The organism is Streptomyces sp. BI87 (assembly GCF_025957665.1).
GTDB lineage: Bacteria > Actinomycetota > Actinomycetes > Streptomycetales > Streptomycetaceae > Streptomyces > Streptomyces albidoflavus.
Map to the genome: position 1 here is coordinate 3,799,475 of NZ_CP110079.1, position 25,202 is coordinate 3,824,676.

Sequence of the window (25,202 nt, forward strand, 5' to 3'; positions counted from 1 at the left end):
GGAGAGGCACGGTCATGCCCGGACCCCGTCGCGCCCCGCGCGCGCTCGCCGCCACGGCGGCACTCCTCCTCCCGCTCACCGCCTGCGGCGCCGCCGACGGCGGCCAGACCGGGGCGAAGGGCGGCAAGGACGCCAAGGGCGGCGAGGGCTTCCCGTACACCGTCACCAACTGCGGGGTGAAGACCACCTTCGAGCAGCCGCCCGAGCGGGCCGTGACGATGAACCAGCACGTCACCGAGGTCATGCTCGCCCTCGGCCTGGAGGACCGGATGGCGGGTACCGCCTTCCTGGACGACAAGATCCTCCCCGAGTACCGCGCCGCCTACGACCAGATCGAGGTCGTCGCCGACGAGTACCCCTCGTACGAGAAGCTGATCGCCACCTCGCCCGACTTCGTCTACGGCGGCTACGCGAGCGCCTTCGACAAGGGCTCGGGGCGCGAGCGCGCGGCCCTGGCCAAGGACGGCATCACCACCCGCCTCAACGTCGAGGGCTGCACGGACGGACCCGTGGGCGTCAGGGAGCTGCGCAAGGAACTGCGCGAGGTGGCGCGGACGTTCGGCGTCCCCGAGCGCGCCGAGAAGCTCATAGCCGAGCAGGAGAAGCAGCTCGCGGCCACCGCCGAACGCCTCAAGGGCGCGGAGAAGCCCGCCGTCTTCGTCTTCGACAGCGGCGACAGCTCGGCCTTCACCGCGGGCGGCCACGGCATCGGCAACGACCTCATCAGCCGGGCCGGCGGCCGCAACGTCTTCGCCGGCCTCGACAAGTCCTTCGGCGACGTCTCCTGGGAGAAGGTCGTCGAGCGCAAGCCCGATGTCGTCGTCATCTACGACTACGGCGGCACCCCCGTCGCCGCCAAGAAGAAGCAGCTCCTCAACGACCCGGCGCTCAAGGACGTGCCCGCCATCAAGAACGAGCGGTTCGCCGTCCTCCCGCTCTCCTCCGCCGTGCTCGGCCCGCGCGTCCCCGACGCCGTGGACGAGCTGGCGGACCAGCTCCACCCCGACCTCGCCGCCAAGTAGGGCCCCGAGGTGACCGCCCTCGCGGACACCCCGGCGGCGAAGCCCCGCCGCCGGGCCCTGCCCTACCCCGCCGTCCTCACCCTGCTCACCGGCCTGCTGCTGCTCGCCGCCCTCACCGGGCTCGCCCTCGGCTCGGTCCGCGTCCCGCCCGGCGAGGTGCTGGCCGCCCTGACCGGGAGCGAGCCGACGCCGCTCGCGCCGGTCATCTGGAACGTGCGGCTGCCGCGCGTGCTGCTGGCCGTCGTGGTCGGCGCCGGGCTCGCCGTCGCCGGTACCGTCCTCCAGGCCCTGGTCCGCAACCCGCTGGCCGACCCCTTCCTGCTCGGCGCCTCCTCCGGCGCCTCCACGGGGGCGGTCCTCGTCATCGTCGCGGGCGTCGGCACCGGCCTGCTCGGCACCGTCGCCCTGCCCGTCGCCGCCTTCGCCGGCTCGATGGGCGCCCTGGTCGCCGTCTACGCGATGGCCAGGCGCGGCGGCACCATGACGACCGGGCGGCTGATCCTCGCCGGGGTCGCCGTGCAGTACATCCTCTCCGCGCTGACCAGCCTGGTCCTGGTCCTCTCCACCGAGGCCGAACACGCCCGCGCCATCCTCTTCTGGACCCTCGGCGGCCTCGGCGGCGCCCGCTGGGACAGCCTCTTCCTCCCGGCCGCCGTGCTGATCGCCGGGACCGGGCTGCTGCTCGCCCTCTCCCGGCCGCTCGACCTGCTCCTCGCCGGGGAGGAGGGCGCCACCGTGCTCGGCCTGGACACCCACCGCTTCCGCGCCGGCGCCTTCGTCCTCGCCTCCCTGGTGACCGGCGTGCTGGTCGCGGTCAGCGGCGCGATCGGCTTCATCGGGCTGATGGTGCCGCACGCCGCCCGGCTGCTGGCCGGCGCCGGACACCGCAGGCTGCTGCCGGTCACCGCGCTCGGCGGCGCCCTCTTCCTGGTCGTCGCCGACCTGGTCGCCCGTACCGTCGCCGCGCCCGAGGAGATCCCGGTCGGCGTCATCACCGCGCTCACCGGCGGCCCGTTCTTCCTCTGGCTGCTGCGCCGGTCATCGCGCGGAGAAGGAGTCACCGGATGACCCACCGCACCGCCCCCGCCCCCGCCGACCCGGGCTTCGGCGCCGCCGCGCCCGGCTCGCTGCGCGCCGAAGGACTCGGCTACCGCCTCCCCCCGCCCGGCCGGGGCCGCGAGGGAGCCGTCCTCCTCGACGGCGTCGACCTGGAGGCGGCCCCCGGCGAGACGGTCGGCGTGGTCGGCCCCAACGGCAGCGGCAAGACCACGCTGCTCCGCTGCGTCTACGGCACCCTCACCGCCACCTCGGGCCGCCTGCTCCTCGACGGGCAGGACGCGGCCCACCTCACCGCCAAGGAGCGGGCCCGCCTGGTGGCCGCCGTACCGCAGGAGGCCACCGGCGCCTTCGGCCTGACCGTCCGCGAAACCGTCGCCATGGGCCACAGCCCGCACAAACGGTTCTGGGAGGGCGACACCGCCGAGGACGCCGCCCAGGCCCGTGCCGCCCTGGAACGCGTAGGCGCCGCCCATCTCGCCGACCGCCGCCTCGACGAACTCTCCGGCGGCGAACGCCAGCGCGCCCTGATCGCCCGCGCCCTGGTCCAGCGCCCCCGCATCCTCGCCCTGGACGAACCCACCAACCACCTGGACATCCGCTACCAGCTGGACATCCTCCACCTGGCCCGCACCCTCCCCCCGACCGTCCTCGTCGTCCTCCACGACCTCAACCTCGCCGCCGCCTACTGCGACCGCCTCTACGTCCTGGCCGCCGGCCGCGTCGTCGCCACCGGCACCCCCGCCGAGGTCCTCACCGAGGAACTCCTGCACGAGGTCTACGGCGTCCACACCCGCATCGGCCCCCACCCGGTGACCGGCAAGCCGAACGTGGTGTACGTGCCGGAGGGGCACGCGTAACGCCTGGGACGGGGACGGACGGTGCGGCCGCCTCCCCCGCCTGGCGTCAACATCCCCTTCTCCCTGTCACTCCGACGAGTGGGCGGGCGGTGGGTCACGTGATCACGGGGAACAGAAAGAGATCACGTGACCCACCGCCCGCCCCACACGAAGGACGACACCCCATGGCCACCGACACCACCCCCCGCTACACCGTCCCCGGCCTCACGGTCGAGCAGGGCGGCAAGCTCATCGACCTGCTGCGCCTGCGGCTCTACGCCCTCAACGACCTCCACCTGACGCTGAAGCACATCCACTGGAACGTGGTCGGCCCGCACTTCATCGCCGTCCACGAGATGCTGGACCCGCAGGTCGACCGGGTCCGCGAGATGGCCGACGACGTGGCCGAGCGGATCGCGGCGCTCGGCGGCGTCGCCAAGGGCACGCCCGGCGCACTGGTCTCCGCCCGCACCTGGGAGGACTACAGCATCGGCCGCGGCGACGCCATCGCCCACCTCGGCGCCCTCGACGTCGTCTACACCGGCGTCGTCGAGGACGTCCGCAAGGCCGTCACCGAGGCGGGCCGGATCGACCCGGCCACCGAGGACCTCCTGATCGAGCAGCTCCGCGACCTGGAGCAGTTCCAGTGGTTCGTCCGCGCCCACCTGGAGACCTCCGGCGGCTCGCTGCGTACCTCGGGAGCCACCACGGAGAAGTCGGCGGCGGAGCGCGCCACGGACTGAGGCGGACCGCCCCGCCCGCGCGCGGGCAGACGCGCCACGACGCCTCCTGATCCTCTGCCACGCCGTCACCGCCACGGTCCTCCTCTTCCACCGCATCGACCGCCGCGCCGCCGCCCTGCTCCTGCCCTACCTGTGCTGGGCGGCGTTCGCGGCTCCGCTGAACTGGTGGATCCGGGTGGAGAACGGGTGAGGGCTACTCCTCCCCGCCCGCCCGCCCCGCCAGCCGCTCGTACCGCTGGCGGGCCGCCTGGGGGGTGCCGAGGCCGAGGCCGAAGGCGATCTCCTGCCAGGTCATGCCGCGGCCGCGGGCCATGCGGAGGAGGCCGGTCTCCAGTTCGTCCAGGTCGGCGCGGGCGCTGGGGACGAGGGTGAGGGCGGCGGTGACGTCGGCCTGGTCGACCTCCGGCTCGTCGCCCTCGGGCAGGGCGGTGCCGCTGAGCAGGTAGGAGACGAGGCGGACGGCCTCGTGCGGGCCGATCATCGAGGGGTGCACCTGGCGGCGCCGCTGCTCGTCGGTGGCGGCGTGCCGCTCGGCGATCCGGAAGAGCGAGGCGTGCACACGGTGGGTGCGCGCCTGCTCGGGGTCGGGGGCGGTGAAGGGGCCGTCGGTGCCGGCGTCGGGGGAGGGCTGCTGGGAGCCCGGCTCGGTCGTCATGGCACCAGCGTGCGAGAAGCACGCGTTGTTGTCAACGACAAGTGTTGAACGGAACGTTCAACTCCACCCGTCCGGCCCTGTCACCAGCGCATGCGGACGTCCTCCGCCCAGCCCAGTACCTGGCGGATGGCGACTTCTTCGCCCGCGTCCGTGCGGACGGTGCCGTTCCAGTGGCCGAAGCACTGGTCGGTGTGGTTCGACAGCGGGCCCGCGTCGGTCCGGGTGACCCGGTCGTGGACCGGGGTGAAGGTGAGCTCGACCTGGTCGGAGCCGGGGGTGCGGACCCGCCAGGGGGCCAGCGGCTCGGCCAGGTCGTAGGACCAGGCCAACTCCTCCCCGAGCTTGGAGAGCCGGCCGTCCACGCAGAGCGCGTTCTCGGTGGCGCCGGTGCCCTCCGTCCACCGCCCGCCGAACTGGAGCCCCACCGTCCGCCCGTCGGTACGCCCCGAGCCCGCGCCCCAGTTCCAGTGCGCCACCCGGGGCCAGCGCCCGCGCCCGTGGTCCAGCACCGCCCAGGAGTCGCCGGGCGCGAAGGCGAGCACGCGCCGCCCGACCCGGACGTGGCCGTGGGCCGGGAGCGCCGTCTGCTTCGAGGTGTACTGGAAGCGGTCCGGCCCCCAGGGCACCACCACGGACAGGGTCTCGTGGCCCTCGGGCAGCCCCGCGTACACGTCCACCTCCACCTGTTCCCCGGTGCCGGGGGCCAGGCAGCGGGCGGTCAGCCGGGTGCCCGCGCCCTCACGCCGGATGCCGATCCGGACCTGGTCGCGCACCGGCCGGGCCGGGCCGACGGTGAGGTCATGGCCGCCGAAGGGGCCGGGGACGCCCGCGACGCCCTCGGGCAGCGGGGTGCCGGGCCCGCCCGGCCGCAGCGCGGTCCGCTCGATCTCCCGACCGCCCGGGACGAGTTCCAGGACGTACACCGCGTCCAGCCGCAGGAAGTCCAGGTCGCTGACGGTCAGCGCCACCAGGTGGGTGGGGGTGGTGACGCACCAGTACTCCCAGCGTTTGGTCCGCCCCCACCCGCGCAGGTTGGCCCGGTGCACCGGCCGCCGTGACCAGCCGACCGCCTCCGGCGCCAAGGTGCCGTCGGGGCGGCACAGGTCGACAGGTCCGTGGGTGAGTTCGCGCTCGTGGGTCGTCATGGGGCGCAGGGTACGGGCCCGGCTCGGTCTGAGAGGCTGAAGGGGACTGCTGAACAGGGGGGTTGCGGCGTGACCGAAGGGGTCGACCGGGTCGACGAGCGTGACCGGGTGATCGGCGTGGTGGAACGCGGCGAGGCCGTCCGCAACGGCTGGCCCCACCGCATCGCGGTCACCGTCTGTCACCGGGCCGACGGCCGCCACCTCGTCCACCGCCGCCCCGCCCACGCCACCCGCTTCCCCGGCCTCCACAACGGGCTGATCGGCGGCGCGGTCACCGCGGTGAGAGCTACGAGGCGGCGGCGGCCCGCGAGCCGGCCGAGGAACCGGGCGTGCGCGCCCACCCCGTACCCCTCTTCACCTTCTTCTGCGACGGCGCGATCTTTCCGTACTGGCTCGCCCGCCACGAGACCCGCACGGACGGCCCGCTGCGGCCGGTCCCCGCAGAGATCGCCGGACTCCGCTGGTGCACGGCGGCGGAGATCGACGCGCTGATCGCGGCGGGGGCGTTCGTCCCGGACGGCGCGGAGGCGTGGGAGCGGGCGCGGAAGGGCGGCCACCTGCCCGGCCGGTGACCCGCGCCGCCCGCCCTACCGCGGAAAAAATCATCTCTTCCCCAATCCAACCGGCCCCCCGCTCCGAAGAGAGAGGTGAGGGGTTCCGGCCGGGCCCCTGTTCTCGGTGTGCGTGGTGAAGGGGAGCGTGGCATGGGGCGGGAGCGGCGGCGGATCGCGGTGGTGGGGGCGGGGATCGCCGGGCTGACGGCGGCGTACGTGCTGCGGGAGGCGGACGACGTCACCGTGTACGAGGCGGACGAGCGGCTGGGGGGCCACGCGCACACGCACGAGCTGACCGGGGCGGACGGGGTGGTGCGGTCGGTCGACTCCGGGTTCATCGTGCACAACGAGCGGACCTACCCGCGTCTGCTGCGGCTCTTCGCCGAACTGGGCGTGGAGACCCAGGAGTCCGAGATGAGCATGTCGGTGCGGTGCGAGGGGTGCGGCCTGGAGTACGCGGGCGCGCTCGGGCCGCGCGGGCTCTTCGCGCAGCCGAGGAACGTGGCCGACCTGCGGTTCGTCCGGATGCTCACGGCGGTGACGGCCTTCCACCGGCGGGCGCGGGCGCTGCTGGCGGACGGGGGCGAGGCGGGGCCGGCGCTCGGGGAGTTCCTGGACCGGCACGGGTTCTCGCCGTACTTCGTGCAGCACTTCGCGATCCCGCTCGTCTCGGCGGTCTGGTCGTGCGCGCCGGGGACGGCGCTGGAGTACCCGGCGCGGTACCTGTTCCGGTTCCTGGAGCACCACGGGATGCTCTCGGTGAGCGGGTCGCCGGTCTGGCGGACGGTGACGGGCGGTTCGCGCGCGTACGTGGACGTGCTCGTCAAAGAGCTCCCGGACGTGCGGACCTCCGCCCCCGTCCGGCGCGTGGTGCGCACCGGTTCCGCCGTGCACGTCACCTCCGGGGCCGGCTCCGGGACCGCCTCGACCGAGGTGTACGACGCCGTGGTCATCGCCGTCCACCCCGGGCAGGCGCTGGCGATGCTCGCCGACGCGAGCGCCGACGAACAGCGGGTGCTGGGCGCCTTCCCGTACTCGGCCAACCCGGCCGTGCTGCACACCGACACCTCGCTCCTGCCGAAGGCCCCCGGCGCCCGCGCCTCCTGGAACTACCTGCTGCCCGAGTGCGGCCAGGTCGTCCCGCGCGGCGCCGGTGCCGGGGGCCACGTCCGGGTCAGCTACGACATGAACCGCCTCCAGCGCCTCGACGCGCCCGAGCGGTACGTGGTGACCCTCGGCGACGAGGGCCGCGTCGACCCGGACACGGTCCTGGCCCGGATGGCGTACGAACACCCCGTCTACACCCCGGAGTCGGTGGCCGCCCAGAAGGAACTGCCCACACTCGGCGGCGAGCGGACCGTCTACGCGGGCGCCTACCACGGCTGGGGGTTCCACGAGGACGGCTGCCGCTCCGGGGTCCTGGCCGCCGAACGGCTCGGGGTGGCCTGGTGACCCCGGCGCCGTCCGCCCCGGCGCTGTACCGCTGCGAGATCCGGCACGTCCGCACCGGCCCGCGCCGGTACGCCTTCGGGCAGCGCACCTATCTCTGGCTGGTCGACCTCGACCACATACCCGTGCTGCCCCGCGCCCTGCGCCCGCTGGCGCGCTTCGACGCCCGCGACCACTTCGCGGGCACGGCCGCGCCCGGCGCCGCCCCCGGCCCGGCCCTCCGCGCCGGCCTCGACCGCTACCTCGCCGCCCACGGCATCGACCTCGCCGGCGGCCGCGTCCTGATGCTGGCCCACGCCCGCGTCCTCGGCCACGTCTTCAACCCGTTGACCCTGTACTGGTGCCACGGCCCCGACGGCGAGGGCGACGGAGACGGCGATGGCGCCGGTGACCTGCGGTGCGTCGTCGCCGAGGTCCACAACACCTACCGCGAACGCCACTGCTACCTGTTGCGCCCCGGCGACACCGACGGCCGGGCCGAGACGCCCAAGGAGTTCTACGTCTCGCCCTTCTTCACCGTCGACGGCACCTACCGCATGCGGCTCCCCGAGCCCGGCGCCCACCTTGACCTCGCCGTCCACCTCGACCGCGAGGGCGTACGCCGGTTCACCGCGACCGTGCGCGGCACGCGCGGGCCCGCCACCGCGCGCGCCCTGCTGCGCGCCGCCGCCCGCCGCCCCCTCTCGACCCTCGCCGTCTCCCTCGGCATCCGCCTCCACGGCATCCGGCTGTGGGCGCGCGGCCTGCCGGTCGTCCCCCGTCCCCGCCACCGCCCCCAGGAGGGCCTGGAATGAACGTGTCCGCCCCGCCGCCCGCCGCCCCGACCGGCGGCGACCAGGTCGATGCCGCCCGCTGGCCCGGCGTCGCCACCGTGCCGCGCTGCTCCCCGCCGCGCGCCCTGCTCGGCCGGCTGCTGCTGACCCGCGCCCTGGACCGGCTGCCGCTGCACGTGGGGTGGGGTGAGGGTCCCGAGGGGCGGCGGCTCGGCAAGGGCGGGCCGTGGCTGCGGGTGCGGGACACCGACGCCTTCGTCCGCCGGATCGCGGTGGGCGGGCTGATCGGCTTCGGCGAGTCGTACATGGCGCGGGAGTGGGACGCCGACGACCTGCCCGCCGTCCTCGGGGTGCTGGCCCAGCACCTCACCCAGCTGGTGCCCGCGCCGCTGCACCGGGTGCGGCGGCTCTGGGACCTGCGCCGCCCGGCCTCCGAGCGCAACACCGTCGAGGCCGCGCGCGACAACGTCCAGCACCACTACGACCTCTCCAACGACCTGTTCGCCCTCTTCCTGGACGAGACGCTCACCTACTCCGGCGCCGTCTTCCGCTCCCTGCCCGCCACCTTCGACGCCCTGCCCGCCGCCCAGCACCGCAAGATCGACCGGCTGCTGGACCTGGCCCAGGTCGGCCCCGGCACCCGGCTGCTGGAGATCGGCACCGGCTGGGGGGAGCTGGCCCTGCGTGCCGCCGCCCGGGGCGCCCACGTCACCACCGTCACCCTCTCCGCCGAACAGCGCGACCTCGCCCTGAGCCGGGTCGCCCACGCCGGCTACGCCGACCGCGTCGACGTCCGGCTGACCGACTACCGGGACGTGACGGGGACTTACGACGCGATCGTCAGCGTCGAGATGATCGAGGCGGTCGGCGCGGAGTTCTGGCCCGAGTACTTCGCCGTCCTGGACCGGCGGCTGGCCCGCGGCGGCCGCGTCGCCCTCCAGGCCATCACCATGCCGCACGAGCGGATGCGCGCCACCCGCTCCTCGTACACCTGGATCCAGAAGTACATCTTCCCCGGCGGGATGATCCCCTCCCTGCGCGCCGTCGACGACCTGACCCGCACCGGCACCACCCTGCGCCTGGTCCGCGACGACCGCTACGGCCCGCACTACGCCGAGACGCTGCGGCTGTGGCGCGCGAGGTTCGCCGAGCGGACGGCCGAGGTCGACGCGCTCGGCTTCGACTCCGTGTTCCGCCGCATGTGGGACTTCTACCTCGCCTACTCCGAGGCCGGGTTCGCCACCGGCTACCTCGACGTCCGGCAGATCCTGCTCAAGCGCGAGGACGCCGCCGTCCCCGCACCCCGTACCGAAGGGAGCCCCGCGTGAAAGGCGCCGCCCAGCGCATGACCCGGCCGCTGGAGGAGATCACCGGCGGGCCCGTGCCGTTCCGGCTCCGCGCCTGGGACGGCAGCGAGTCCGGCCCCGCCGACCCCTCCGGCGCCCTGCCCGTGGTCGTCGTCCGCCACCGCCGCGCCCTGCGCCGCCTGCTCTGGGCGCCCGGCGAACTGGGCCTGGCCCAGGCGTACATCAGCGGCGATCTGGACGTCGAGGGCGACCTCGGCCAGGCCCTGCGCGCCCTCTGGTCGGCCGCGCCCCGCGACCTGCCCGGCCCGCCCGGCCCCCGCCAACTCCTGCGCGCCGTCCCCGCCGCCGTCTCCCTCGGCGCGCTCGGGCCGCGCCCGCCCGCCCCCGGCCGCCCGGCCCGCCTCTTCGGCGCCACCCACACCACTGCCCGCGACCGGGCCGCCATCAGCCACCACTACGACCTCTCCAACGACTTCTACCGCCTCCTCCTCGACCCGGCGATGGCCTACTCCTGCGCCTACTTCACCCGCCCGCCCGGCACCGGCGGATACGGCCTGGCCCAGGCCCAGTACGACAAGCTGGAGCTGGTCTGCCGCAAGGTGGGGCTGCGCCCCGGGGCCCGCCTGCTCGACATCGGCTGCGGCTGGGGCTCGCTGACCCTGCACGCCGCCCGCCACCACGGCGCCCGCGTCACCGCCGTCACCCTCGCCCGCGAACAGCGCGACCACGTCGAGGCCCGCGTCAAGGAGGAAGGGCTCGACCACCTGGTCGAGGTGCGCCTCAGCCACTACCGCGACCTGGAGCCCGGCGAGACGTACGACGCGGTGACCACCATCGAGATGGGCGAACACGTCGGCGACGTCGAGTACCCCGGTTTCACCCGCCTGATCCACGACCGCCTGCGCCCCGGCGGCCGCGCCCTCGTCCAGCAGATGTCGCGCGGCGCCCACGCCCCCGGCGGCGGCGCCTTCATCGAGACGTACATCGCCCCCGACATGCACATGCGCCCCCTCGGCGAGACCGTCGGCCTCCTGGAGGGCGCCGGGCTGGAGGTCCGGCACACCGAGTCGCTGCGCGAGCACTACGTCCGTACCGTCGCCGCCTGGGCCGACACCCTGGAGGAACGCTGGGACGAGGCGGTCGCCCTGGTCGGCGAGGTCACCGCCCGCGTCTGGCGGCTCTACCTCGCCGGAGGCTCCCTCGCCTTCGACCAGCGCCGCATGGGCGTCGACCAGATCCTCGCCGTGCGGCCCGGCCGCGACGGCAGCAGCGCCATGCCCGCGACCCCGGCCGCCTGGTACGACGGCCTCGGGGAGGCGGCCCGATGACCGACTGGGGCGGCCTCGCCCTCAACCTCGCCGTCGCGGCCGGCGCCGCCCTCGCCGTCATGCTGGTGACCTTCGCCCTCGCCCTGCGCAAGGGCGTCCACCGCATCGTCGACGTCGCCTGGGGCGCCGCCTTCGCCGCCGTCGCCCTCACCTCGTACGCCTGCTCCCGCACCCGGCCCGACCCCGGCGACACCACCCTCGCCCTCCTCGCCACCGCCCTGACCTGCGCCTGGGGCCTGCGCCTCGCCGTCCACATCGCGCGTCGCGGCCGAGGCCACGGCGAGGACCCGCGGTACGCTGCCATGCTCGCCAAGGCCCCCGGCAGCCCCGCCGCCTACGCCTTCCGCAAGGTCTACCTCCTCCAGGGCGCCCTGGTATGGCTCGTCTCCCTCCCCGTCCAGGCCGCGATGTACGTCCGCGAGCCGGCCGGCGCCCTTGCGGCCCTCGGCACCGCCCTGTGGGCGGTCGGCCTCACTTTCGAGGCGCTCGGCGACCGCCAACTGGCCCGCTTCAAGGCCGACCCCGCCCACAAGGGAAAGGTGATGGACCGGGGCCTGTGGTCCTGGACCCGCCACCCCAACTACTTCGGAGACTTCCTTGTCTGGTGGGGCCTCTTCCTCCTGGTCTGCGCCGCCCCGCCGGTCGCCGCCGCCACCCTCGTCTCCCCCCTCGTCATGTCCGCCCTCCTCATCTTCGGCAGCGGCAAGGCCCTGCTGGAGCGGCACATGGCCGAGCGGCCGGGGTACGCCGCCTACCGCGCCCGGACCAGCGGCTTCTTCCCGTGGCCGCCGAGGAAGCGGTAGACGGCGCCCGTCACTTCCCCCGCCGCGCGTACAGCCCGATCACCGACAGGGCCGCCCACCCGACCGACACCGCCAGCACCTTCGGCCGGTAGGGCCGGTCCAGCGTCGGCCCCAGCAGCAGCGCGTCCCCCAGGTCGGAGGCGATCCGCACGGCGGTCGCGGTACGCAACGCCGGTCCCTCGGGCGCCGTGGCCATGGCGATCCCCACAGCGAGGTCCCGCCACACCAGCGGCCGGAGACAGATCTCCGTGTCCCGGGCGACCTCCCCGTCCGGGGTGGTCAGGCCCGAGGGCTTGGCGAGCAGGCCGGGGCGGGCGGTGACGAGCGCCCCGTAGACGGCGGTGGCGGCGCCTACGGCGCGGAGCAGGGGGGTGTGCACGGGGGCCTCCGGTGGGGGTGAGGGGTTGGGAGTACTGGGGGTTCGGGTCGCGGGGGCGGGGTGGATGCGGGGCGGACCGTTTCGACCGTGCGGGATGATCTTCACGGAGCGGCGGACCGAGGAAGCATGCCAACTCCTCGGCCTGATCAGCCTCACGCCGCGCGGCTACCAGGAGAACCGGCGGACCTCGTACACCCTCGGCCCGGTACGGCTGGAGATCGACGAGTGGCCCCGCATTCCGCCGTACCTGGAGATCGAGGCGGACGACGCGGGGCAGGTCTGGGAGACCGCCGCCGCCGCCCTCGTCATCGACCGTGAGCGGCTGACCTCGGTCAACACGACCGAGGTCTACGCCCCGTACGGCATCGACCTCGACGCCATCGCGGACCTTCGCTTCCTGTGACCCTGTACGGCTGCCCGCTCCCCGGGGTAGCGGAGGCGGTGACCGAGGTTCACCCCGCCCCCCGCCCCCGGCGCAGCAGTACCGGCCGGAGTCGGCTGTAGCCGCGGACCGACACCGGGCGCAGCACCTTCAGGGTGTAGGCCGTGTCGCCGGCCAGTTCGCCGGCCAGTTCCGTGTTGACCAGGACCGTTTCGGGGCGGGCGACGGCGGTGAGGCGGGCGGCGATGTTGACGGCTGAGCCGTAGACGTCGCCGAAGCGGCTGAGGACGGGGCCGTGGGCGAGGCCGGTGCGCAGGCGGGGGAGGTCCGGTTCGGCCTGGGCGCGGGTGGTGAGTTCGAGGGCGATGTCGGCGGCGGAGGCGGCGGACTCGCAGACGTAGAGGACCTCGTCGCCGATGGTTTTGACGACCCGGCCGCGACCCTCGGCGACCACGTCGCCGGTGAGGGTCTCGAAGCGGTCGAGTACGCGGCCGAGGGCGGCGGTGTCCAGGCCGCGGGTCATCCGGGTGTAGCCGACCATGTCGGTGAAGCCGACGGCCCGTTCGCGGACGTCCCCGCTCTCGTGCGCCTGCCTGTGCCCGCCGGGCGCGGGGGCCCCGGCCAGGGCGCGTCCGGCGTACGCGGCGAGGTGGCGGCGCCAGACGTGGCGTTGCAGCAGTTCCAGTTCGGGGAGGAGGACGGCGGCGTGTTCCAGCAGGGCCGCGCCGTCCACCGGGCGGGCGGGGTCGCGGCCCGCCCAGGTCCACAGGGCGTGGACCTGCCATTCGGCGAGGCGGGAGAGGTGGTGGCCCAGGGCGCGGGCCATCATCGTCTCGCTCTCCTCGGTGATGAGCCCGGCCGCGATGAGCCGTTCGCCGGCGCGCAGCGCCTCGGCGTCCGCGTCGGTGAAGACACGCGCGTCGTCGTCGACGGCGGCGAAGCCGAGGGCCCGCCAGAGCTGCCGGGTGCGCTCGGGCCCGACCCCGGCCCGTTCGGCGACCTCCTGCCGCGTGTAGGCCCGGCCGCCGCCGAGCAGCAGCTCCTCGACGCCGGGGTGCGGCTCCCCGGCCTCCGCCCCGGCGCTCACGTGGTGTGCACGATGAGCACGTCGACCGGGGCCTTGCGGGCGATGTCGGCCGGTACGGAGCCCAGCAGCCGCCCGGCCAGCGAGCGCAGACCCCGGTTGCCGACGACCAGCAGATCGGCCGCGCACTCCCGCGCGGCCCGGGCCAGCGCGGCCACCGGCTCGTCCTCCACCGCCAGCGAACGCACCCGCTCCGCGCCCTGCGCGCGCGCCCGGTCCCGGGCGGTCTGAAGGGTGTCCTCGGCCGGCGCCGACCCCACGACCTGGTACGCCTCGGCCCCCAGCTGATCCTGGGCGCGGACCAGTTCGGGCCCGCGCATCGGTACGTACGCGCAGACCACGACGAGTTCGGCCCCGCAGACGGCGGCGAGCCGCGCGGCCCCCTCGACCGCCGCGAACGACGACTCGGAACCGTCCGTGCCGACCATGACGGTCTGATAGGCGGTCATGTCAACTCCCCTCCTGATACGCGTACTTACTCGTGCGTAAAATAAGGGTCCGAGGCCGGGCGGGCAAGAGGGCGAACGGGGCGGCCGGGCCGGCGGACTCCCTGCCCCTCAGGTCATCAGGACGCGGGAGGTCTGGCGGGCGCCGGCGGCGCGTCTGGTGAGGTGGTCCTCCGGGCAGGTGGCGGCCAGGAGGTCGTCCGCTTTGAACAGGGCCGTCTTGATGTCGGGCGTACTCGTCACGGCGCACAGGGCCCGGGTCGCCTCGGTGAGGGCGTTCCGGCGGGCGGGCGTGTCGCGTTCGAACTGGGCGATGCGGGCCTGGGCGTACCGGGAGAGCAGGTGGCGGAGCTGCTGGGCGGTGGGGGTGGGGGTCGGCGGGGTCGGCACGCGGGGCGTCCTCTCGTCAGGGGCTTTTCTGACGTATGTCCTCAGGCGGGGCAGCCATGCCGTGCGGGTCACCCTCGGCGATCGTTCCCGGGCCCTGGGTGCAGGGTCTTTGGTGCGGAGGGCCGGGGCTCAGGCGGTGGCATCCAGCGTGAAACGGCGCTGGGCGGTGAACTGGGCCGCGGGGGCGAAGGTTCTGGGCCCGCCGCAAGGTCGCTACCGACCCCGTGCCTCTGCGGATGATCCGCAGCAGCGCCCCGGCACGGCCACGGACCGGACATCTACCGGTGGGTGACAGCCCTTTCAAGGAGGCGTGTGAGGATCGGCTCGGCATGAGTCCACAGCAGGGCTCCGCCGATCCCCGACACGACATGATGACGAGCACCGGGCACACGGGCGGCAAGCAGCCCCCCGTTGTCGGGCGAGTGACTGGTGTCCTGCTCGCCGTACCAGATATCGGCAGGGACGGCGATCTCGTCGAGGGCGAACGGCCACCGCCCCATCGCCAGGACCGTGTCACGGGCGTAGCCAGCGGCACCTTGAGCAAATCCCTCGCCCAAGGCCCTGCGGTAACCAGCCGCGAAATCAGGGTCCTGGTACACGGCAAGGTCACACCCCGGGCTCCCGGTCATGACCATGTCCCACATCGCATCCGCAGTGAAGCCGGCGAAGAACTCCTCGGCACCGGCCGGATCGCACGCGGTCCGCTCGACGAGGCCCCGCAGGTCCACGTCCAGAACTGAAGCAAACTCCGGCCTGGCCACCTCGTCCGCACCGGAGACGACAGCCAGTGCCGAGGCGACCCCTTCCGCAGCGCAGGCAAGAGCGAAGGGTGCACCCTGCGAATTCCCGACCACAACAGGTTGCCCCAGGCCCCGCTGCACACAGAGCTGGCGCATGTCTCCGGCGAAGTCGGAGAAGGACCGCCCGGGGGCGGGCGTCGAGACACCGAGCCCCGGACGATCCACGGAGACAAGACGCACTCCGAGCGCCTCGACCACGCCTGCGCCGAATCCGAGCCACCGGCTCGTAGCGGCACCAGGACACAACAGAACAGGCGCCCCGTCCGACGGCCCCCACTCTGCCCAGCCAAGCAGCCGCCCGTCAGGCAGAGCACTCTCACCCAGCCGGGCAGGAACGTCGGTGTAGCCCATCACGGCCACCATCATGGCCATGGACCTGAAGTCCTGCACGCGACTTTCACCGTGGCCTCGAACAGGGCAGGCGCTGTCTGGTGCGGCACCGGGGACCGCGCTGCCGCGGCGTGTGGAGGGGAGCCGGCGGGCGAGGGCTGGCCCGCCCCCGCCGCGCTCCGCCCCCGTCTCACTGCTTCCCGGTGCCCACCGGGTCGATGATGACCTCGTCCGAGGTGGAGTGGTCGGAGACAGGCACGTTGATCTTGGTGGGGACGGTCTTGGAGTGGGTCTCGTTGGGCGGGGTGATGTCGAGCAGGGTGATGTCGACGCCGGAGCCGCCCGAGTGGTTGGCCGGGTAGTGGAGGGTGGCGCGGGTCGACTCGCCGGTCTTGAGGACCACGCTCGGGGCGGCGAGGTCGCTGCGGTTGGCGTTGATGCCGCCCGGGCCGCTGTCGGCCTTGAGGTCGACGCCCGGGAACCCCTTGAGGAAGCAGGCGTCCCCGGTGTTCTTGAAGGCGATGTGGAGGGTGCCCTCGCCCATGCCGTGGGTGCTGGAGATGTCGAGGTTCGCCGTCTTGCAGGGCCCGGTGTTGACCTGTCCGCCGCCGCTGCCCTCGGGCTCCTCGGAGGCGGTGCCGCCGGTCGTCGCGGCCGTCTCCTTGTCCGTCTCCTGGCCCGAGACGCCGTCGTCCCCGGCCGGGGAGGAGGCCGCGGGGGCTGCGTTGTCGGCGCTCGCGGCGGTGTCGTCGCCCTGGCAGGCGGTGAGGGTGAGGCCCGTGACGAGGGCCAGCGTGGCGAGGGTGATCTTCTGAGCGCGCATCGGTCGTCCTTGCGGTCGTGATGTCTGCCCGCCGTGAGCGAGCCTTGCTGATCACGTAGACCCGGGGGAGGGGGCGGGCCGTTCCGCCGGGCCGTGCCTTCCTACATGGCTGTTACACGTAGACAGTTCCTGTTACGTGGGGCCCGGCTCGCCGAGCCGGGCCCCACGCACCGCTCCTACCTCAGGTGGCGGGTGAAGAACCGGGCCGCGGCGTCCCCGGCGAAGGACGGGACGCCGGTGTGCCCGCCCATGTTGGCGTGCAGGGTCTTCTCCGCGGAGCCGAAGGCGTCGAACAGGTCCAGGGCCGCCTGCCGGTCGTTCCCCTCGTCGTCCCACTGGAGCAGGACGTGCAGCGGAACGGTGAGCTGCCGGGCCTCCTCGAACACGGCCCGCGGCACGAAACTCCCGGCGAAGAGGCAGGCGGCCACGACGCGCGGCTCGGCCAGCGCGAGCCGGACGCCGAGGGAGAGCACTCCCCCCGAGTACCCGACCGGGCCGCCGATCTCCGGCAGCGACAACAGGGCGTCCAGGGCGGCCCGCCACTCCGGGACCGCCTGGTCGGCCAGCGGGAGGACGAGGGCGTCGATGATCTCGTCGGTGACCGGCTCGCCGGCCTCCCTCGCCCCGCGGAGGCCGGCGCGGGCCTCCTCGACAGCGGGAAGGCGGGGCCGCTCACCGCTCCCCGGGAGTTCGATCGTGGCCGTGGCGAAACCGTCGGCCGCGGAGCGCCGGGCCCGGTCCACCAGGCGCGGGTACATCCTGCGCAGCCCGAGGGGAGGGTGGCCCAGCAGGATCAGCGGTACGGGCGCGGACGCGGATGCGAACGCGGGTGTCCACAGGATGCCGGGGATCTCGCCGAGGGTGAAGGCGCGTTCGCGGACGCCGCCGTCGAGACGCTGCTCGGAAGTGAGGTGCGGGGGAGTGACGCGCATGGTCGTGCCTTTCGGGAGTGCGCGGGGGCGGCGCTCCCGGACGACCTCTATCGCCCGACCGTGGCACCGGAGGAGAGCACCCATGTCGATCCTGCGTTCACGGGTACCACCTCCTCGTTCTCTCGCACGGCCTCCGGGAAGGTAGCAGGGGCCGCCGTGGCCCGCCAGCGAACAGCGGCGGCCGGCGGGACACCGTGGCTGTGTGCGGGAGGTGTGGGGACGCCGGCCGCGTCAGCGGACGCTGGGAGGGTGCGCCCGTGGCGACCCTCCCGGCCTCGCTTCCCGCTGCCAGGTGCACCGGTCTGCTGGGTGCGGCCAGGGCCGGTGAACGGATGGCTCTCGCGCACCCGGTGCTGCGGCCCGGGCGGAGGTGCTGGCCGACCTGCGCCCGAAGGCTTAACCTGTAGCAGGTGAGAACCCATACTGACCCTTACTCGCTGCGTGCCGGCCCGCCCTCCGTCGAGACCTATCTCCGGCTGCGCGTGGTCTCCGGGCTGAGTGCGAAGACGCGGGAGGCCGCCGAGGCCGGGCTGCCCAACACCTGGCACGGGGTGACCGTGCTGCACGGTGACGAGCCGGTGGGGATGGGCCGGGTCGTCGGGGACGGTGGCTGTTTCTTCCAGATCGTCGACATCTGCGTCGCGCCCGAGCACCAGGGCCGGGGGCTGGGCAGGCGGATCATGGGCGAGCTGGTCGAGGAACTGGACCGCCGGGCGCCGGACGGGGCGTACGTCTCGCTGATCGCCGACGGGGACGCGCGGTTCCTGTACGAGAAGTTCGGGTTCCGGGAGACGGCGCCGGTGTCCGTGGGGATGTTCCGGACGGTGTAGCGGCGGCCGGCGCCCCGGCCCCCGCTCAGAGCCGGGCCGTGAGGACGGCGATGGTGGCTGTCCAGGCGAGGGCGGCGACGGTGACGGCGATGGTGCGGGTCATCAGAGGTCGGTGACTTCGTGGAGTCGGCCGCAGCCCAGCATGGGGCAGCGGACGTAGCGGGGGGCGTCCGGGGGTTCGGGCCGGGCCGGGTCCGGTTCCGGGGTGTCCGCCGGGTCCGGCAGGTCGTCTTCGGGGGATGCGTTCGGTGTGGTCACGGTGTCTCCTCTGTCGGGATGAGGCCCGTCCGGCCGCCGCCGTCGCGCGGGCGGCCGGACGGAGCTGGAGGGGGTGTGCAGGGGCCGGGCGGTGAGCTGGTACCAGGCCGGGCCCTGGCGGGCGGTGAAGCGGTACGGGTGGCCGGTGGCCAGGCGGTCGGTGGCTTCCTCGGTGTAGTCCGAGTCGGCGGCCCAGAAGCGGAGTTGGGTCGGGGCGTGTTCGGCGGTGCGGGGTGTGGGGCGCAGTGCGTGTGGGGGCAGGTGGGTCGTGTGCGGGTCGGGGTCGAGGGCGTCGGCGAGGCGGTGGGCCTGGTGGTGGAGCCAGCGCAGGGCGAGGCGGCGGGTGGGGGCGATGACCCCGCCGATGAACACGGAGGAGGCGGCTGCGCCCCCGTGGACCTCGGCGAGGTACTCGGCGCCCGTCGCCGGGCAGGCTGCGGGTGCGGTCATGTGGCGCGCCGGAGCCAGCGGCGCAGGCGGTTCTCCTCGGCCATGCGGGCCCGCAGGCGCCGCAACTGCGGGGAGTCCTCCGCCGGTTCGGTGGGTTCGTCCGGGCCGTCGGGGGGTTCGTCCGGCGGGGCCGGCGTGTTCACCGGGGCTCCCGGGCCACGCATTCCGCCGAGTCCTGGTGGCGTCTGAGCAGGACGCGGCAGTCGGTCGCCCTGCTCCAGTCCCGCTCGGCGTTGGCCTCGGTCTCGCCGAGGCGGAACTCCACGCAGGAGTCGCAGTCGACGCGGGTGCTTGCCGGGTCCTCGTCCAGGGCAACGCTGTTTCCAGGCATGCTTGTTCCTCTCTGTAGCTATTCCGCTACCGGGAGCGCTCAGGCTGGCCTAGAGTCAGGAACGCTTCAACCTGTGTCTTCGGAACGAAGAGTTGGGAGCGGCATGGTCAATCGGAAAGAACTCAACCCGGAGAGCAGCCCTCGGGCCGCCTTCGGTGCGCTGGTGCGCAGCTCAAGAGAGGAACGGGGGTGGACCCAGGACGAGCTGGCCGACGCGACTGAATATTCCAGCACGCATATTTCGGCCATCGAAACTAGTCGCAAGCCTCCTACCTTGCGTTTTTCGCGCAGTATCGACAGGGCCCTGGGTACCGGCGATCAGTTCGAGCGGAAGTTCCGTGAAGTGAAGCAGGGGGTGTTGCTGGAGGGCTTCCCCGAGTACCTGGGGTACGAGGCGCGGGCGGCGGAGATCCGGGTGTTCGAGATCGGGATCATTCCCGGCCTGCTTCAGACACAGGAGTACGCGCGGGTGCTCACAGCCAACGCAGTTCAGCGGGGCGCGATCAGCCCCGAGCAGGCATCTGAGCGGGTGAGGATCTTGGCGGAACGCCAAGATGCACTGATTCGGCAGCGGCCGCCCATGGTCTTCGTCACCATGGACGAAAGCTGCATCAGGCGCCCCATTGGCGGTCATGAAGTGATGGAAGGCCAGTTGGAGCATCTGGCCGAGTTCGCCAGGATGCCCAACACCATGCTTCAGATCGCGCCGTTCGAGATAGGCGAGCGGCGCACACTCGACCGGCCTGTGAATCTCCTGACCCTTTCGGATCGGTCCATGATCTATTACGCCGAATCCCAGGCGCAGGGCCACCTGGAGCGTGAAGGCAGCGATGTCATTGGCATGCTGACGGCGTACCATCAGCTACAGGCCGAGGCACTGTCGCAAGCAGCCTCCGTGGCCCTGATCAACCAGTTACGAAAGGGCTCCCCGTGACGACCGACTCCCCCCGCTGGTTCAAGTCCTCGTACAGCAACAACGGCGGCACTTGCGTGGAGGTCGCCACCAACCTGGTTGCCGCGCACGGCACCGTCCCCGTTCGTGACTCCAAGGTTGTGAGCGGCCCGGTGCTCAGCGTCCCGGCCGCCGCGTTCTCCTCCTTCGTGGAGGGCGTCAAGGCGGGCGAGTTCCGCTCGGCCTGACCCGGGCGAACAGCGTCAAGGAAGCCCCGTCCATCTCCCCTCCCGGGAGCGGTGGCGGGGCTCCTTGCTGTTCCGGCCACGGCGCGAAGGCGCTCTCGCGCGGGCTGAGGCGGCGGCTTACGCTCGGCTGACGAACAGCCTTCTGCTAAGGGGTACTTCCATGGCGTCCACGTCCCCGTCCCCGCGTTGGTTCCCGTCCTCGTACAGCGACAAAGGCGGCACCTGCGTCGAGGTGGCCACCGACCTCGTCGTCTCGCACGGCACCGTCCCGGTCCGGGACTCCAAGGCGGTGAGCGGCCCGGTGCTCGGCGTGTCCGCCGACGCTTTCTCGTCGTTCCTGGAGGGCGTCAAGGCGGGCCGGTTCCGTTCGGCCTGATCCGGTGGGCCGGCCTCTAGAGTCGTTCCCATGTTGCGACTCGGTATCCCGGTCATCGGTGTCACGGACCTCCCCAGGGCGGTGACCTTCTGGACGGAAGCCCTGGATCTGGTGGCCGCCGAGGAATGGCGGTCCGCGACCTGGCGGACGCTCCAGCACGCCGACGGCTCGGGCCGCACCCTGGCCCTGATGCTCAGCGACTCCCCACCCGAGCCACGTCCCCGCCTCCACCTCGACCTCTTCACGGACTCGGCCGAGGAGCAGCGGGCGGAGGTGGGCCGCCTGACCGCGCTCGGAGCCCGGCCCGTCGACTGGGAGCTCTATCCGCCCCAGCCCGACTTCGTGGTCCTGGCCGACCCGGACGACAACCTCTTCTGCGTGGTCGACCTGAGCAACGCGCCGAGCGGAGGCGGGCCGGTGCCCTGACGGCGCGCACTGCTCCTGGTGTCCCGCCGGGACGGTCTTGAGGACCGTCCCTCACCCACCCCCGTCCAGCCAAGGAACCGGATCGGTGTAGTGCCCGTCCAGCATCACCTCGAAGTGCAGGTGGGGGCCGGTGGAGAGGCCGGTTGAGCCGACCCGGCCGAGGGTGGTGCCCGGGACCACCGTGCTGCCCTGGGTGGTGTGCAGGGCGGAGAGGTGGCTGTAGGTCGTCTGGAGGCGTCTGCCGTCGGCCTCGCCGTGGTCGACGACGACGCGGTTGCCGTAGGCCCGGGTCAGGCCGGCGAAGACGACCGTCCCCGGGCCGGCGGCGGTGACCGGGGTGCCCTGGGGGGCCGGGAAGTCGACGCCGGTGTGCAGTTTGGTGACGCCGGAGAGCGGGTGCCGGCGGGTGCCGAAGGCGGAGCTGAGGGTGGTGGAGCGCAGGGGGCGGTGCAGGTAGCCGTCACGGGGCGGGCCCTCGGCGCCCGGCAGGGGGGAGGGGACGGTGTCGAACTGGGCGTACTGGCGGGACAGTTGCTTGGCCTTGCGGACGTACGGGAGGGCCTTCGGCGGGACGCGGCCCGCCTTCGTGACGGCGGTCTCGTCCTGGTCGTAGGCGGCGAGCGTCAGGTCCAGCAGGTCGCCGTTGACCGTGCCTCTGGTGCGCGACTCCGTCATGCGTTCGGCGAGGGCGCAGTCCCAGCGGCCGAGGGCCATGATGGCGTCGGCGGGGTCCTTCGGCGCCGAGGTGCCGTTGCCGTTGGCGTCCTCGCCCCACTCGCGCCACTGGGCGGGGGTGAAGCCCGCGAGGCCGGAGGGTCCCGACAGCGCCGCCCCGTCGTTGCTCCAGCCCGACCGGAGGTCGATCTGCGCGGCGAGTACGGAGGGGCGGAGCGTGTCGCACCGGTCCGCCGCCTTCCGCAGCCAGGGGAGGAGGGAGGGGTCGACCCGGTCCGTCACGGCCTGGGGAGCGGGCGCCTGGTCTCCGTCGTCCCCGCCGAGCAGGCCGGAGAGGCGGTCGGTGGCCACCAGGAAGACCGCACCGGCCAGCACCACGGTGAGCGTGGGCAGGACCAGCAGGAGGAACGGACCGGGTCCGCGGCGCTTGCGCCGCGCCGGGTCCGGGCGGGGCTCCTGCTCCTCGGGGGCGGGCGGCTCCGCGTCCGGGGTCCGCTCGGTGTCGCGTAAGGGTGTTTCCACGGCCCGAGCCTACGGCGACGTTCTCCACCTCTCCCGCCCGCGTGGTTGTTGAGCCGCCCGGACGTACCCCGCCCCATCGGGGGTACGCGTCCGGGACCCGTCGACCCCTACCCCACAGGAGAACCCCCATGGCGTCCTCACTGCTCGAAGCCGTCGACATCAAGGCGCCGGTGGCGATCAGCTGGCGGCTCTGGGCCGAGGTCGAGCGCTGGCCCACCTTCCTCAGCCACGTCAAGCACGTCCAGCCGATCGACGACTCCACCTTCGCCTGGCAGCTCTCCCTGCCCGGCGCCGACAAGGAGTTCGTCGCCGAACTCACCGAGGTCGTCCCGGAGGACCGGATCGCCTGGCGCACGACCGAGGGCGTCCACCACGCCGGAGTCGTCACCTTCCACCGCCTGAACGCCATGGAGAGCCGCGTCACCCTCCAGATCGAGTACGAGCCCGAGGGCTTCCTCGAACACCTCGGCGCCCTCACCAACCTCGACGCCACCCTCGCCAACTACGACCTGGGCGAGTTCCAGCGCCTGGCCGAGCAGGAGGCGGCGGAGGGGCTGATCTGAGAGGCGTTCCGGCCCCGCGCGGCCAGGGTCAGGACGAGGCGGGCGCGGGCCGCGGTTCCCGCTGTTCCCCGGCGTCGGCCGCCAGCCTCTGGCGGCGCGTCGCCGGCCCGAACAGGGCCAGCACCACGGCTCCGACCGTCCAGGTACCGGCGATGAACATGAAGACCGCCTCGTAGCCGATGCCGTTGTAGATGCCGGCGATCATCAGCGGGCCCGCCGCGTTCGACAGGCGTCCCAGGCCGTAGGCGATGCTGGTCCCCAGGGAACGGCCGTTGGTGTCGAACAGCTCCGGCGCGTACGCGTAGGCCAGAGCGGTGTAGCCGCGTTCGAAGAGGTTGACCAGGAAGCCGAAGACGACGATGAGCACCGGGGTGAACGTCAGCCCGTAGAGCAACCCGGAGGCCGCGATGACCAGGCCGAAGACGACCAGGCACCACTTGCGTTCGAACCGGTCGGTCACCATCGCCGCGAGGAACGAGCCGAGCGGCGCGCCCACGGTCGTCAGGGCGACGTAGAAGATCGAGTCCTCCACGCTGACGCCCTCGGCGGCCAGCAGCGTCGGCGCCCAGCTGGAGTAGCCGAAAAAGCCGATGGTCTGGGTGATCCACAGGACCGACAGCAGAATCGTCGGGTAGAGGAACTTCTTGTCCTTGAGCAGTCCCAGCCCCCGCTTGACGACCGGGCCCCGGGGACGGGGCTGCCGCGCTTCGGGAAGGGGGCCGTGCTCGGCCGCCGCGCTCGCCTCGATGCGCGTCAGGACGGCTTCGGCCTCCGCGTGCCGGCCCCTGGCCTCCAGCCACTGCGGGGACTCCTCCAGCTTGCGGACGAAGTACAGGAAGAACACGCCGAGCGTGCCCCACAGGTAGACCAGACGCCAGGACCAGTCGGCCATCGGCACCACCGCGGAGGCGACGAGGTTGGTGGCCGGGGTGCCGCAGATGCCGATCACGATGGCGTACGCCTGGTACTTGCCGCGCTTGGCGCTGGGGAAGATCTCGCTGATGTAGACGACCGCCACGACGGTCATGGCGGACAGGCCGGCCGAGGTCAGCACGCGGAAGACACCGAGGGACCAGAGGTCCCAGGCGAAGACGCACGCGAACGACCACAGGGTGAACCAGAGGGTGGTCCAGGTCAGGGTGCGTTTGCGCCCCAGCCGGTCGGCCAGCCCGCCGGCCACGACGGCGCCGATGAACATGCCCACGAACGACGTCGAGGTCACGTAGGCGATGTCGTTGACCTCGGCCCCCCACTGCTCCCGCACCACCGGGGCGGTGATGGCGAAGGTGTTGATGTCCGCGAACTCGAAGAAGTAGGCGAATGCCACCGCGAGCAGGGTGGTCTTGTGGAACTTCGAGATCGGCAACCGGTCCAGCCGGTTCGCCGCGTTGGTGGTGCGGTTGTGCTCCACTGCGGGCTCCTGGAACGAGGGCCCGGCGTCAGCGCCGGGCCGGGTGGTGTCAGCGGGCCTCTTCCGGCCAGTACAGACGCATGGGGTTGTCGACCAGCAGGGCGCGCTGCCGGTCGCGGGTGGTCGCCACGTGGGGGATGTGGTCGACGAGCAGCCCGTCGTCGGGCATGTGGTCCCTGAGGTTGGGGTGGGGCCAGTCGGTGCCCCACAGGACGCGGTCGGTGAACGTGTCGACCACCTTCCGGGCGAACGGGACCACGTCCTGGTACGCCTCGCGTTCGCCGTCCAGGGCGCGCGGCCCGGAGACGGTGAGCCGCTCGGGGCAGGAGACCTTCACCCAGACGTCCCCCGCCTCCACGAAGCGCAGGAAGCGCGCGAACCCGGGACCGTCCGGGCTCCCGGTGATGTCGGGGCGCCCCATGTGGTCGATGACCAGCGGCACCGGCAGGGAGGAGAAGAAGCGCTCCAGACCGGGGAGGTCCGCCGCCTCGAAGTACAGGACGACGTGCCAGCCCAGCGGCGCGATGCGCCGGGCCACCGCCTGGAGCGCCTCGGTGGGGACCGCGTCCACCAGGCGGCGGACGAAGTTGAAGCGCACACCGCGTACGCCCGCCTCGTGCAGGCGTCGCAACTCCTCGTCGCTGACGTCGGGGCGCACGGTCGCGACCCCGCGGGCCAGGCCGCCTGCGGTGCGCAGGGCGTCCACCAGAGCGCTGTTGTCGGCCCCGTGGCAGGTGGCCTGGACGATGACGTTGCGGGAGAGACCGAGGTGGTCCCGCAGGGCGAACAGGTCGTGCTTGGAGGCGTCGACAGGGGTGTACTTGCGTTCGGGGGCGAAGGGGAAGTCGGCGGCCGGGCCGAAGACGTGGCAGTGGGCGTCGACGGAGCCGGGCGGCGGGGTGAAGCGGGGTACCGACGGGCCGCGGTACCAGTCGAGCCAGCCGGGGGTGACGGGGAAGGACCGGTCGGTCATCAGGGGT

General features: G+C 73.2%; 30 protein-coding genes and 3 pseudogenes. 18 read left to right on the forward strand and 15 right to left on the reverse strand.

Annotated features, from left to right (window positions below; all coding sequences use genetic code 11):
• The first annotated feature begins 14 nt into the window (after positions 1-14).
• From OIM89_RS16790 to OIM89_RS30010, 5 genes are all read left to right on the forward strand, one after another.
• Complete coding sequence (locus OIM89_RS16790) at positions 15-1,022, forward strand: ABC transporter substrate-binding protein (protein ID WP_257203579.1); 1,008 nt, start codon at positions 15-17, stop codon at positions 1,020-1,022.
• Between the two features lie 9 nt (positions 1,023-1,031).
• Positions 1,032-2,090 carry a FecCD family ABC transporter permease gene (locus tag OIM89_RS16795; RefSeq protein WP_030697966.1) on the forward strand — a complete coding sequence of 353 codons (1,059 nt, stop codon included), beginning with the start codon at positions 1,032-1,034 and terminating at the stop codon, positions 2,088-2,090.
• Positions 2,087-2,938 carry an ABC transporter ATP-binding protein gene (locus tag OIM89_RS16800; protein WP_030697967.1) on the forward strand — a complete coding sequence of 284 codons (852 nt, stop codon included), beginning with the start codon at positions 2,087-2,089 and terminating at the stop codon, positions 2,936-2,938. Before OIM89_RS16795 ends, OIM89_RS16800 begins: the two co-directional genes overlap by 4 nt.
• A gap of 164 nt (positions 2,939-3,102) precedes the next feature.
• Entirely contained in the window at positions 3,103-3,660 is a 558-nt protein-coding gene (dps, locus tag OIM89_RS16805) for a DNA starvation/stationary phase protection protein Dps (RefSeq protein WP_003949756.1), read from the forward strand.
• 49 nt (positions 3,661-3,709) lie between these two features.
• Positions 3,710-3,850, forward strand: a complete 141-nt coding sequence (locus OIM89_RS30010; protein WP_368423294.1) for a tryptophan-rich sensory protein — start codon at positions 3,710-3,712, stop codon at positions 3,848-3,850.
• Positions 3,851-3,853: 3 nt separating this feature from the next.
• On the opposite strand, the gene OIM89_RS16810 is transcribed toward OIM89_RS30010, so the two are convergent.
• Both OIM89_RS16810 and OIM89_RS16815 read right to left on the reverse strand, forming a co-directional pair.
• On the reverse strand, positions 3,854-4,315 hold the full coding sequence (locus OIM89_RS16810) for a DNA-binding protein (RefSeq protein WP_030697968.1): 462 nt from the start codon (positions 4,313-4,315) through the stop codon (positions 3,854-3,856).
• A gap of 80 nt (positions 4,316-4,395) precedes the next feature.
• Entirely contained in the window at positions 4,396-5,460 is a 1,065-nt protein-coding gene (locus OIM89_RS16815) for a DUF2804 domain-containing protein (RefSeq protein WP_264491394.1), read from the reverse strand.
• Between the two features lie 69 nt (positions 5,461-5,529).
• Here OIM89_RS16815 and OIM89_RS16820 point away from each other — a divergent pair.
• The 6 genes and pseudogenes from OIM89_RS16820 (at position 5,530) to OIM89_RS16845 (ending at position 11,674) form a co-directional block, all read left to right on the forward strand.
• Positions 5,530-6,032: pseudogene (locus OIM89_RS16820) on the forward strand (NUDIX domain-containing protein).
• Between the two features lie 132 nt (positions 6,033-6,164).
• On the forward strand, positions 6,165-7,466 hold the full coding sequence (locus OIM89_RS16825; RefSeq protein ID WP_151169036.1) for an NAD(P)/FAD-dependent oxidoreductase: 1,302 nt from the start codon (positions 6,165-6,167) through the stop codon (positions 7,464-7,466).
• Positions 7,463-8,257: a DUF1365 domain-containing protein gene (locus tag OIM89_RS16830; protein WP_030697971.1), complete on the forward strand. Its 795-nt coding sequence runs from the start codon at positions 7,463-7,465 to the stop codon at positions 8,255-8,257. The genes OIM89_RS16825 and OIM89_RS16830 overlap by 4 nt, the downstream gene beginning before the upstream one ends.
• Positions 8,254-9,564, forward strand: a complete 1,311-nt coding sequence (locus OIM89_RS16835; protein ID WP_030697972.1) for an SAM-dependent methyltransferase — start codon at positions 8,254-8,256, stop codon at positions 9,562-9,564. The genes OIM89_RS16830 and OIM89_RS16835 overlap by 4 nt, the downstream gene beginning before the upstream one ends.
• The gene (locus OIM89_RS16840; protein WP_175458747.1) at positions 9,561-10,871 is read left to right on the forward strand and encodes an SAM-dependent methyltransferase; all 1,311 of its coding nucleotides are present in this window, start codon (positions 9,561-9,563) and stop codon (positions 10,869-10,871) included. The genes OIM89_RS16835 and OIM89_RS16840 overlap by 4 nt, the downstream gene beginning before the upstream one ends.
• Positions 10,868-11,674, forward strand: a complete 807-nt coding sequence (locus OIM89_RS16845; RefSeq protein WP_030697974.1) for a DUF1295 domain-containing protein — start codon at positions 10,868-10,870, stop codon at positions 11,672-11,674. Before OIM89_RS16840 ends, OIM89_RS16845 begins: the two co-directional genes overlap by 4 nt.
• Before the next feature lie 10 nt (positions 11,675-11,684).
• On the opposite strand, the gene OIM89_RS16850 is transcribed toward OIM89_RS16845, so the two are convergent.
• A complete protein-coding gene (locus tag OIM89_RS16850; protein WP_030697975.1) occupies positions 11,685-12,053 on the reverse strand; it encodes a hypothetical protein in 369 nt (122 codons plus the stop codon).
• Between the two features lie 118 nt (positions 12,054-12,171).
• On the opposite strand from OIM89_RS16850, the pseudogene OIM89_RS16855 reads away from it, so the two are divergent.
• A pseudogene (locus OIM89_RS16855) lies at positions 12,172-12,456 on the forward strand (adenylate cyclase); the annotation flags it as partial.
• Positions 12,457-12,505: 49 nt separating this feature from the next.
• Here the strand turns inward: OIM89_RS16855 and OIM89_RS16860 are convergent.
• The 6 genes from OIM89_RS16860 to OIM89_RS16885 form a co-directional block, all read right to left on the reverse strand.
• Positions 12,506-13,522, reverse strand: a complete 1,017-nt coding sequence (locus tag OIM89_RS16860) for an adenylate/guanylate cyclase domain-containing protein (protein WP_030697977.1) — start codon at positions 13,520-13,522, stop codon at positions 12,506-12,508.
• Positions 13,519-13,968, reverse strand: coding sequence for a universal stress protein (locus tag OIM89_RS16865; protein WP_003949767.1), 450 nt, complete (start codon positions 13,966-13,968; stop codon positions 13,519-13,521). The genes OIM89_RS16860 and OIM89_RS16865 overlap by 4 nt, the downstream gene beginning before the upstream one ends.
• A gap of 108 nt (positions 13,969-14,076) precedes the next feature.
• Positions 14,077-14,355, reverse strand: coding sequence for a DUF5133 domain-containing protein (locus OIM89_RS16870; RefSeq protein ID WP_030697978.1), 279 nt, complete (start codon positions 14,353-14,355; stop codon positions 14,077-14,079).
• Positions 14,356-14,633: 278 nt separating this feature from the next.
• Positions 14,634-15,521 carry an alpha/beta fold hydrolase gene (locus OIM89_RS16875; RefSeq protein ID WP_229360191.1) on the reverse strand — a complete coding sequence of 296 codons (888 nt, stop codon included), beginning with the start codon at positions 15,519-15,521 and terminating at the stop codon, positions 14,634-14,636.
• Between the two features lie 154 nt (positions 15,522-15,675).
• Positions 15,676-16,308, reverse strand: a complete 633-nt coding sequence (locus tag OIM89_RS16880; RefSeq protein WP_217467725.1) for a DUF4232 domain-containing protein — start codon at positions 16,306-16,308, stop codon at positions 15,676-15,678.
• A 176-nt stretch (positions 16,309-16,484) separates the two neighbouring features.
• Positions 16,485-17,240 (reverse strand): dienelactone hydrolase family protein, encoded by a 756-nt coding sequence (locus tag OIM89_RS16885; protein WP_047470310.1) that lies wholly within the window; start codon positions 17,238-17,240, stop codon positions 16,485-16,487.
• Positions 17,241-17,650: 410 nt separating this feature from the next.
• Between OIM89_RS16885 and OIM89_RS16890 the strand changes: the two genes are divergently transcribed.
• A complete protein-coding gene (locus OIM89_RS16890; RefSeq protein ID WP_151169048.1) occupies positions 17,651-18,070 on the forward strand; it encodes a GNAT family N-acetyltransferase in 420 nt (139 codons plus the stop codon).
• 303 nt (positions 18,071-18,373) lie between these two features.
• On the opposite strand, the pseudogene OIM89_RS16895 reads toward OIM89_RS16890, so the two are convergent.
• The 3 genes and pseudogenes from OIM89_RS16895 to OIM89_RS16905 form a co-directional block, all read right to left on the reverse strand.
• Positions 18,374-18,778: pseudogene (locus OIM89_RS16895) on the reverse strand (hypothetical protein); the annotation flags it as partial.
• Positions 18,775-18,921: a hypothetical protein gene (locus tag OIM89_RS16900; RefSeq protein WP_175459135.1), complete on the reverse strand. Its 147-nt coding sequence runs from the start codon at positions 18,919-18,921 to the stop codon at positions 18,775-18,777. The gene OIM89_RS16900 and the pseudogene OIM89_RS16895, both read right to left, overlap by 4 nt.
• A complete protein-coding gene (locus tag OIM89_RS16905) occupies positions 18,918-19,109 on the reverse strand; it encodes a hypothetical protein (protein ID WP_195730821.1) in 192 nt (63 codons plus the stop codon). The genes OIM89_RS16900 and OIM89_RS16905 overlap by 4 nt, the downstream gene beginning before the upstream one ends.
• Before the next feature lie 103 nt (positions 19,110-19,212).
• Between OIM89_RS16905 and OIM89_RS16910 the strand changes: the two genes are divergently transcribed.
• From OIM89_RS16910 to OIM89_RS16925, 4 genes are all read left to right on the forward strand, one after another.
• Entirely contained in the window at positions 19,213-20,043 is an 831-nt protein-coding gene (locus OIM89_RS16910; protein WP_047471252.1) for a helix-turn-helix domain-containing protein, read from the forward strand.
• Positions 20,040-20,249: a DUF397 domain-containing protein gene (locus tag OIM89_RS16915; protein ID WP_047471251.1), complete on the forward strand. Its 210-nt coding sequence runs from the start codon at positions 20,040-20,042 to the stop codon at positions 20,247-20,249. Before OIM89_RS16910 ends, OIM89_RS16915 begins: the two co-directional genes overlap by 4 nt.
• A 160-nt stretch (positions 20,250-20,409) precedes the next feature.
• Complete coding sequence (locus OIM89_RS16920) at positions 20,410-20,625, forward strand: DUF397 domain-containing protein (protein ID WP_264491395.1); 216 nt, start codon at positions 20,410-20,412, stop codon at positions 20,623-20,625.
• Between the two features lie 30 nt (positions 20,626-20,655).
• Positions 20,656-21,051 (forward strand): VOC family protein, encoded by a 396-nt coding sequence (locus OIM89_RS16925; RefSeq protein ID WP_264491396.1) that lies wholly within the window; start codon positions 20,656-20,658, stop codon positions 21,049-21,051.
• Between the two features lie 51 nt (positions 21,052-21,102).
• Here the strand turns inward: OIM89_RS16925 and OIM89_RS16930 are convergent, their stop codons facing one another.
• A complete protein-coding gene (locus tag OIM89_RS16930; protein ID WP_264491397.1) occupies positions 21,103-22,248 on the reverse strand; it encodes a M23 family metallopeptidase in 1,146 nt (381 codons plus the stop codon).
• Positions 22,249-22,376: 128 nt separating this feature from the next.
• On the opposite strand from OIM89_RS16930, the gene OIM89_RS16935 reads away from it, so the two are divergent.
• Complete coding sequence (locus tag OIM89_RS16935) at positions 22,377-22,811, forward strand: SRPBCC family protein (RefSeq protein ID WP_151169056.1); 435 nt, start codon at positions 22,377-22,379, stop codon at positions 22,809-22,811.
• Between the two features lie 28 nt (positions 22,812-22,839).
• On the opposite strand, the gene OIM89_RS16940 is transcribed toward OIM89_RS16935, so the two are convergent.
• Positions 22,840-24,222 carry an MFS transporter gene (locus OIM89_RS16940; RefSeq protein ID WP_047471244.1) on the reverse strand — a complete coding sequence of 461 codons (1,383 nt, stop codon included), beginning with the start codon at positions 24,220-24,222 and terminating at the stop codon, positions 22,840-22,842.
• A gap of 49 nt (positions 24,223-24,271) precedes the next feature.
• Positions 24,272-25,195: an amidohydrolase family protein gene (locus tag OIM89_RS16945; RefSeq protein ID WP_264491398.1), complete on the reverse strand. Its 924-nt coding sequence runs from the start codon at positions 25,193-25,195 to the stop codon at positions 24,272-24,274.
• Positions 25,196-25,202: the final 7 nt, after the last annotated feature.

Coding starts and splice junctions, on each gene's coding strand:
- OIM89_RS16815 (WP_264491394.1), bottom strand. CDS start 5,460: ATGACGACCCACGAGCGCGAACTCACCCACGGACCTGTCGACCTGTGC.
- OIM89_RS16935 (WP_151169056.1), top strand. CDS start 22,377: ATGGCGTCCTCACTGCTCGAAGCCGTCGACATCAAGGCGCCGGTGGCG.
- OIM89_RS16800 (WP_030697967.1), top strand. CDS start 2,087: ATGACCCACCGCACCGCCCCCGCCCCCGCCGACCCGGGCTTCGGCGCC.
- OIM89_RS16945 (WP_264491398.1), bottom strand. CDS start 25,195: ATGACCGACCGGTCCTTCCCCGTCACCCCCGGCTGGCTCGACTGGTAC.
- OIM89_RS16880 (WP_217467725.1), bottom strand. CDS start 16,308: ATGCGCGCTCAGAAGATCACCCTCGCCACGCTGGCCCTCGTCACGGGC.
- OIM89_RS16920 (WP_264491395.1), top strand. CDS start 20,410: ATGGCGTCCACGTCCCCGTCCCCGCGTTGGTTCCCGTCCTCGTACAGC.
- OIM89_RS16910 (WP_047471252.1), top strand. CDS start 19,213: ATGGTCAATCGGAAAGAACTCAACCCGGAGAGCAGCCCTCGGGCCGCC.
- dps (WP_003949756.1), top strand. CDS start 3,103: ATGGCCACCGACACCACCCCCCGCTACACCGTCCCCGGCCTCACGGTC.
- OIM89_RS16790 (WP_257203579.1), top strand. CDS start 15: ATGCCCGGACCCCGTCGCGCCCCGCGCGCGCTCGCCGCCACGGCGGCA.
- OIM89_RS16810 (WP_030697968.1), bottom strand. CDS start 4,315: ATGACGACCGAGCCGGGCTCCCAGCAGCCCTCCCCCGACGCCGGCACC.
- OIM89_RS16835 (WP_030697972.1), top strand. CDS start 8,254: ATGAACGTGTCCGCCCCGCCGCCCGCCGCCCCGACCGGCGGCGACCAG.
- OIM89_RS16875 (WP_229360191.1), bottom strand. CDS start 15,521: ATGATGGTGGCCGTGATGGGCTACACCGACGTTCCTGCCCGGCTGGGT.
- OIM89_RS16885 (WP_047470310.1), bottom strand. CDS start 17,240: ATGCGCGTCACTCCCCCGCACCTCACTTCCGAGCAGCGTCTCGACGGC.
- OIM89_RS16925 (WP_264491396.1), top strand. CDS start 20,656: ATGTTGCGACTCGGTATCCCGGTCATCGGTGTCACGGACCTCCCCAGG.
- OIM89_RS16865 (WP_003949767.1), bottom strand. CDS start 13,968: ATGACCGCCTATCAGACCGTCATGGTCGGCACGGACGGTTCCGAGTCG.
- OIM89_RS16905 (WP_195730821.1), bottom strand. CDS start 19,109: ATGCCTGGAAACAGCGTTGCCCTGGACGAGGACCCGGCAAGCACCCGC.
- OIM89_RS16845 (WP_030697974.1), top strand. CDS start 10,868: ATGACCGACTGGGGCGGCCTCGCCCTCAACCTCGCCGTCGCGGCCGGC.
- OIM89_RS16825 (WP_151169036.1), top strand. CDS start 6,165: ATGGGGCGGGAGCGGCGGCGGATCGCGGTGGTGGGGGCGGGGATCGCC.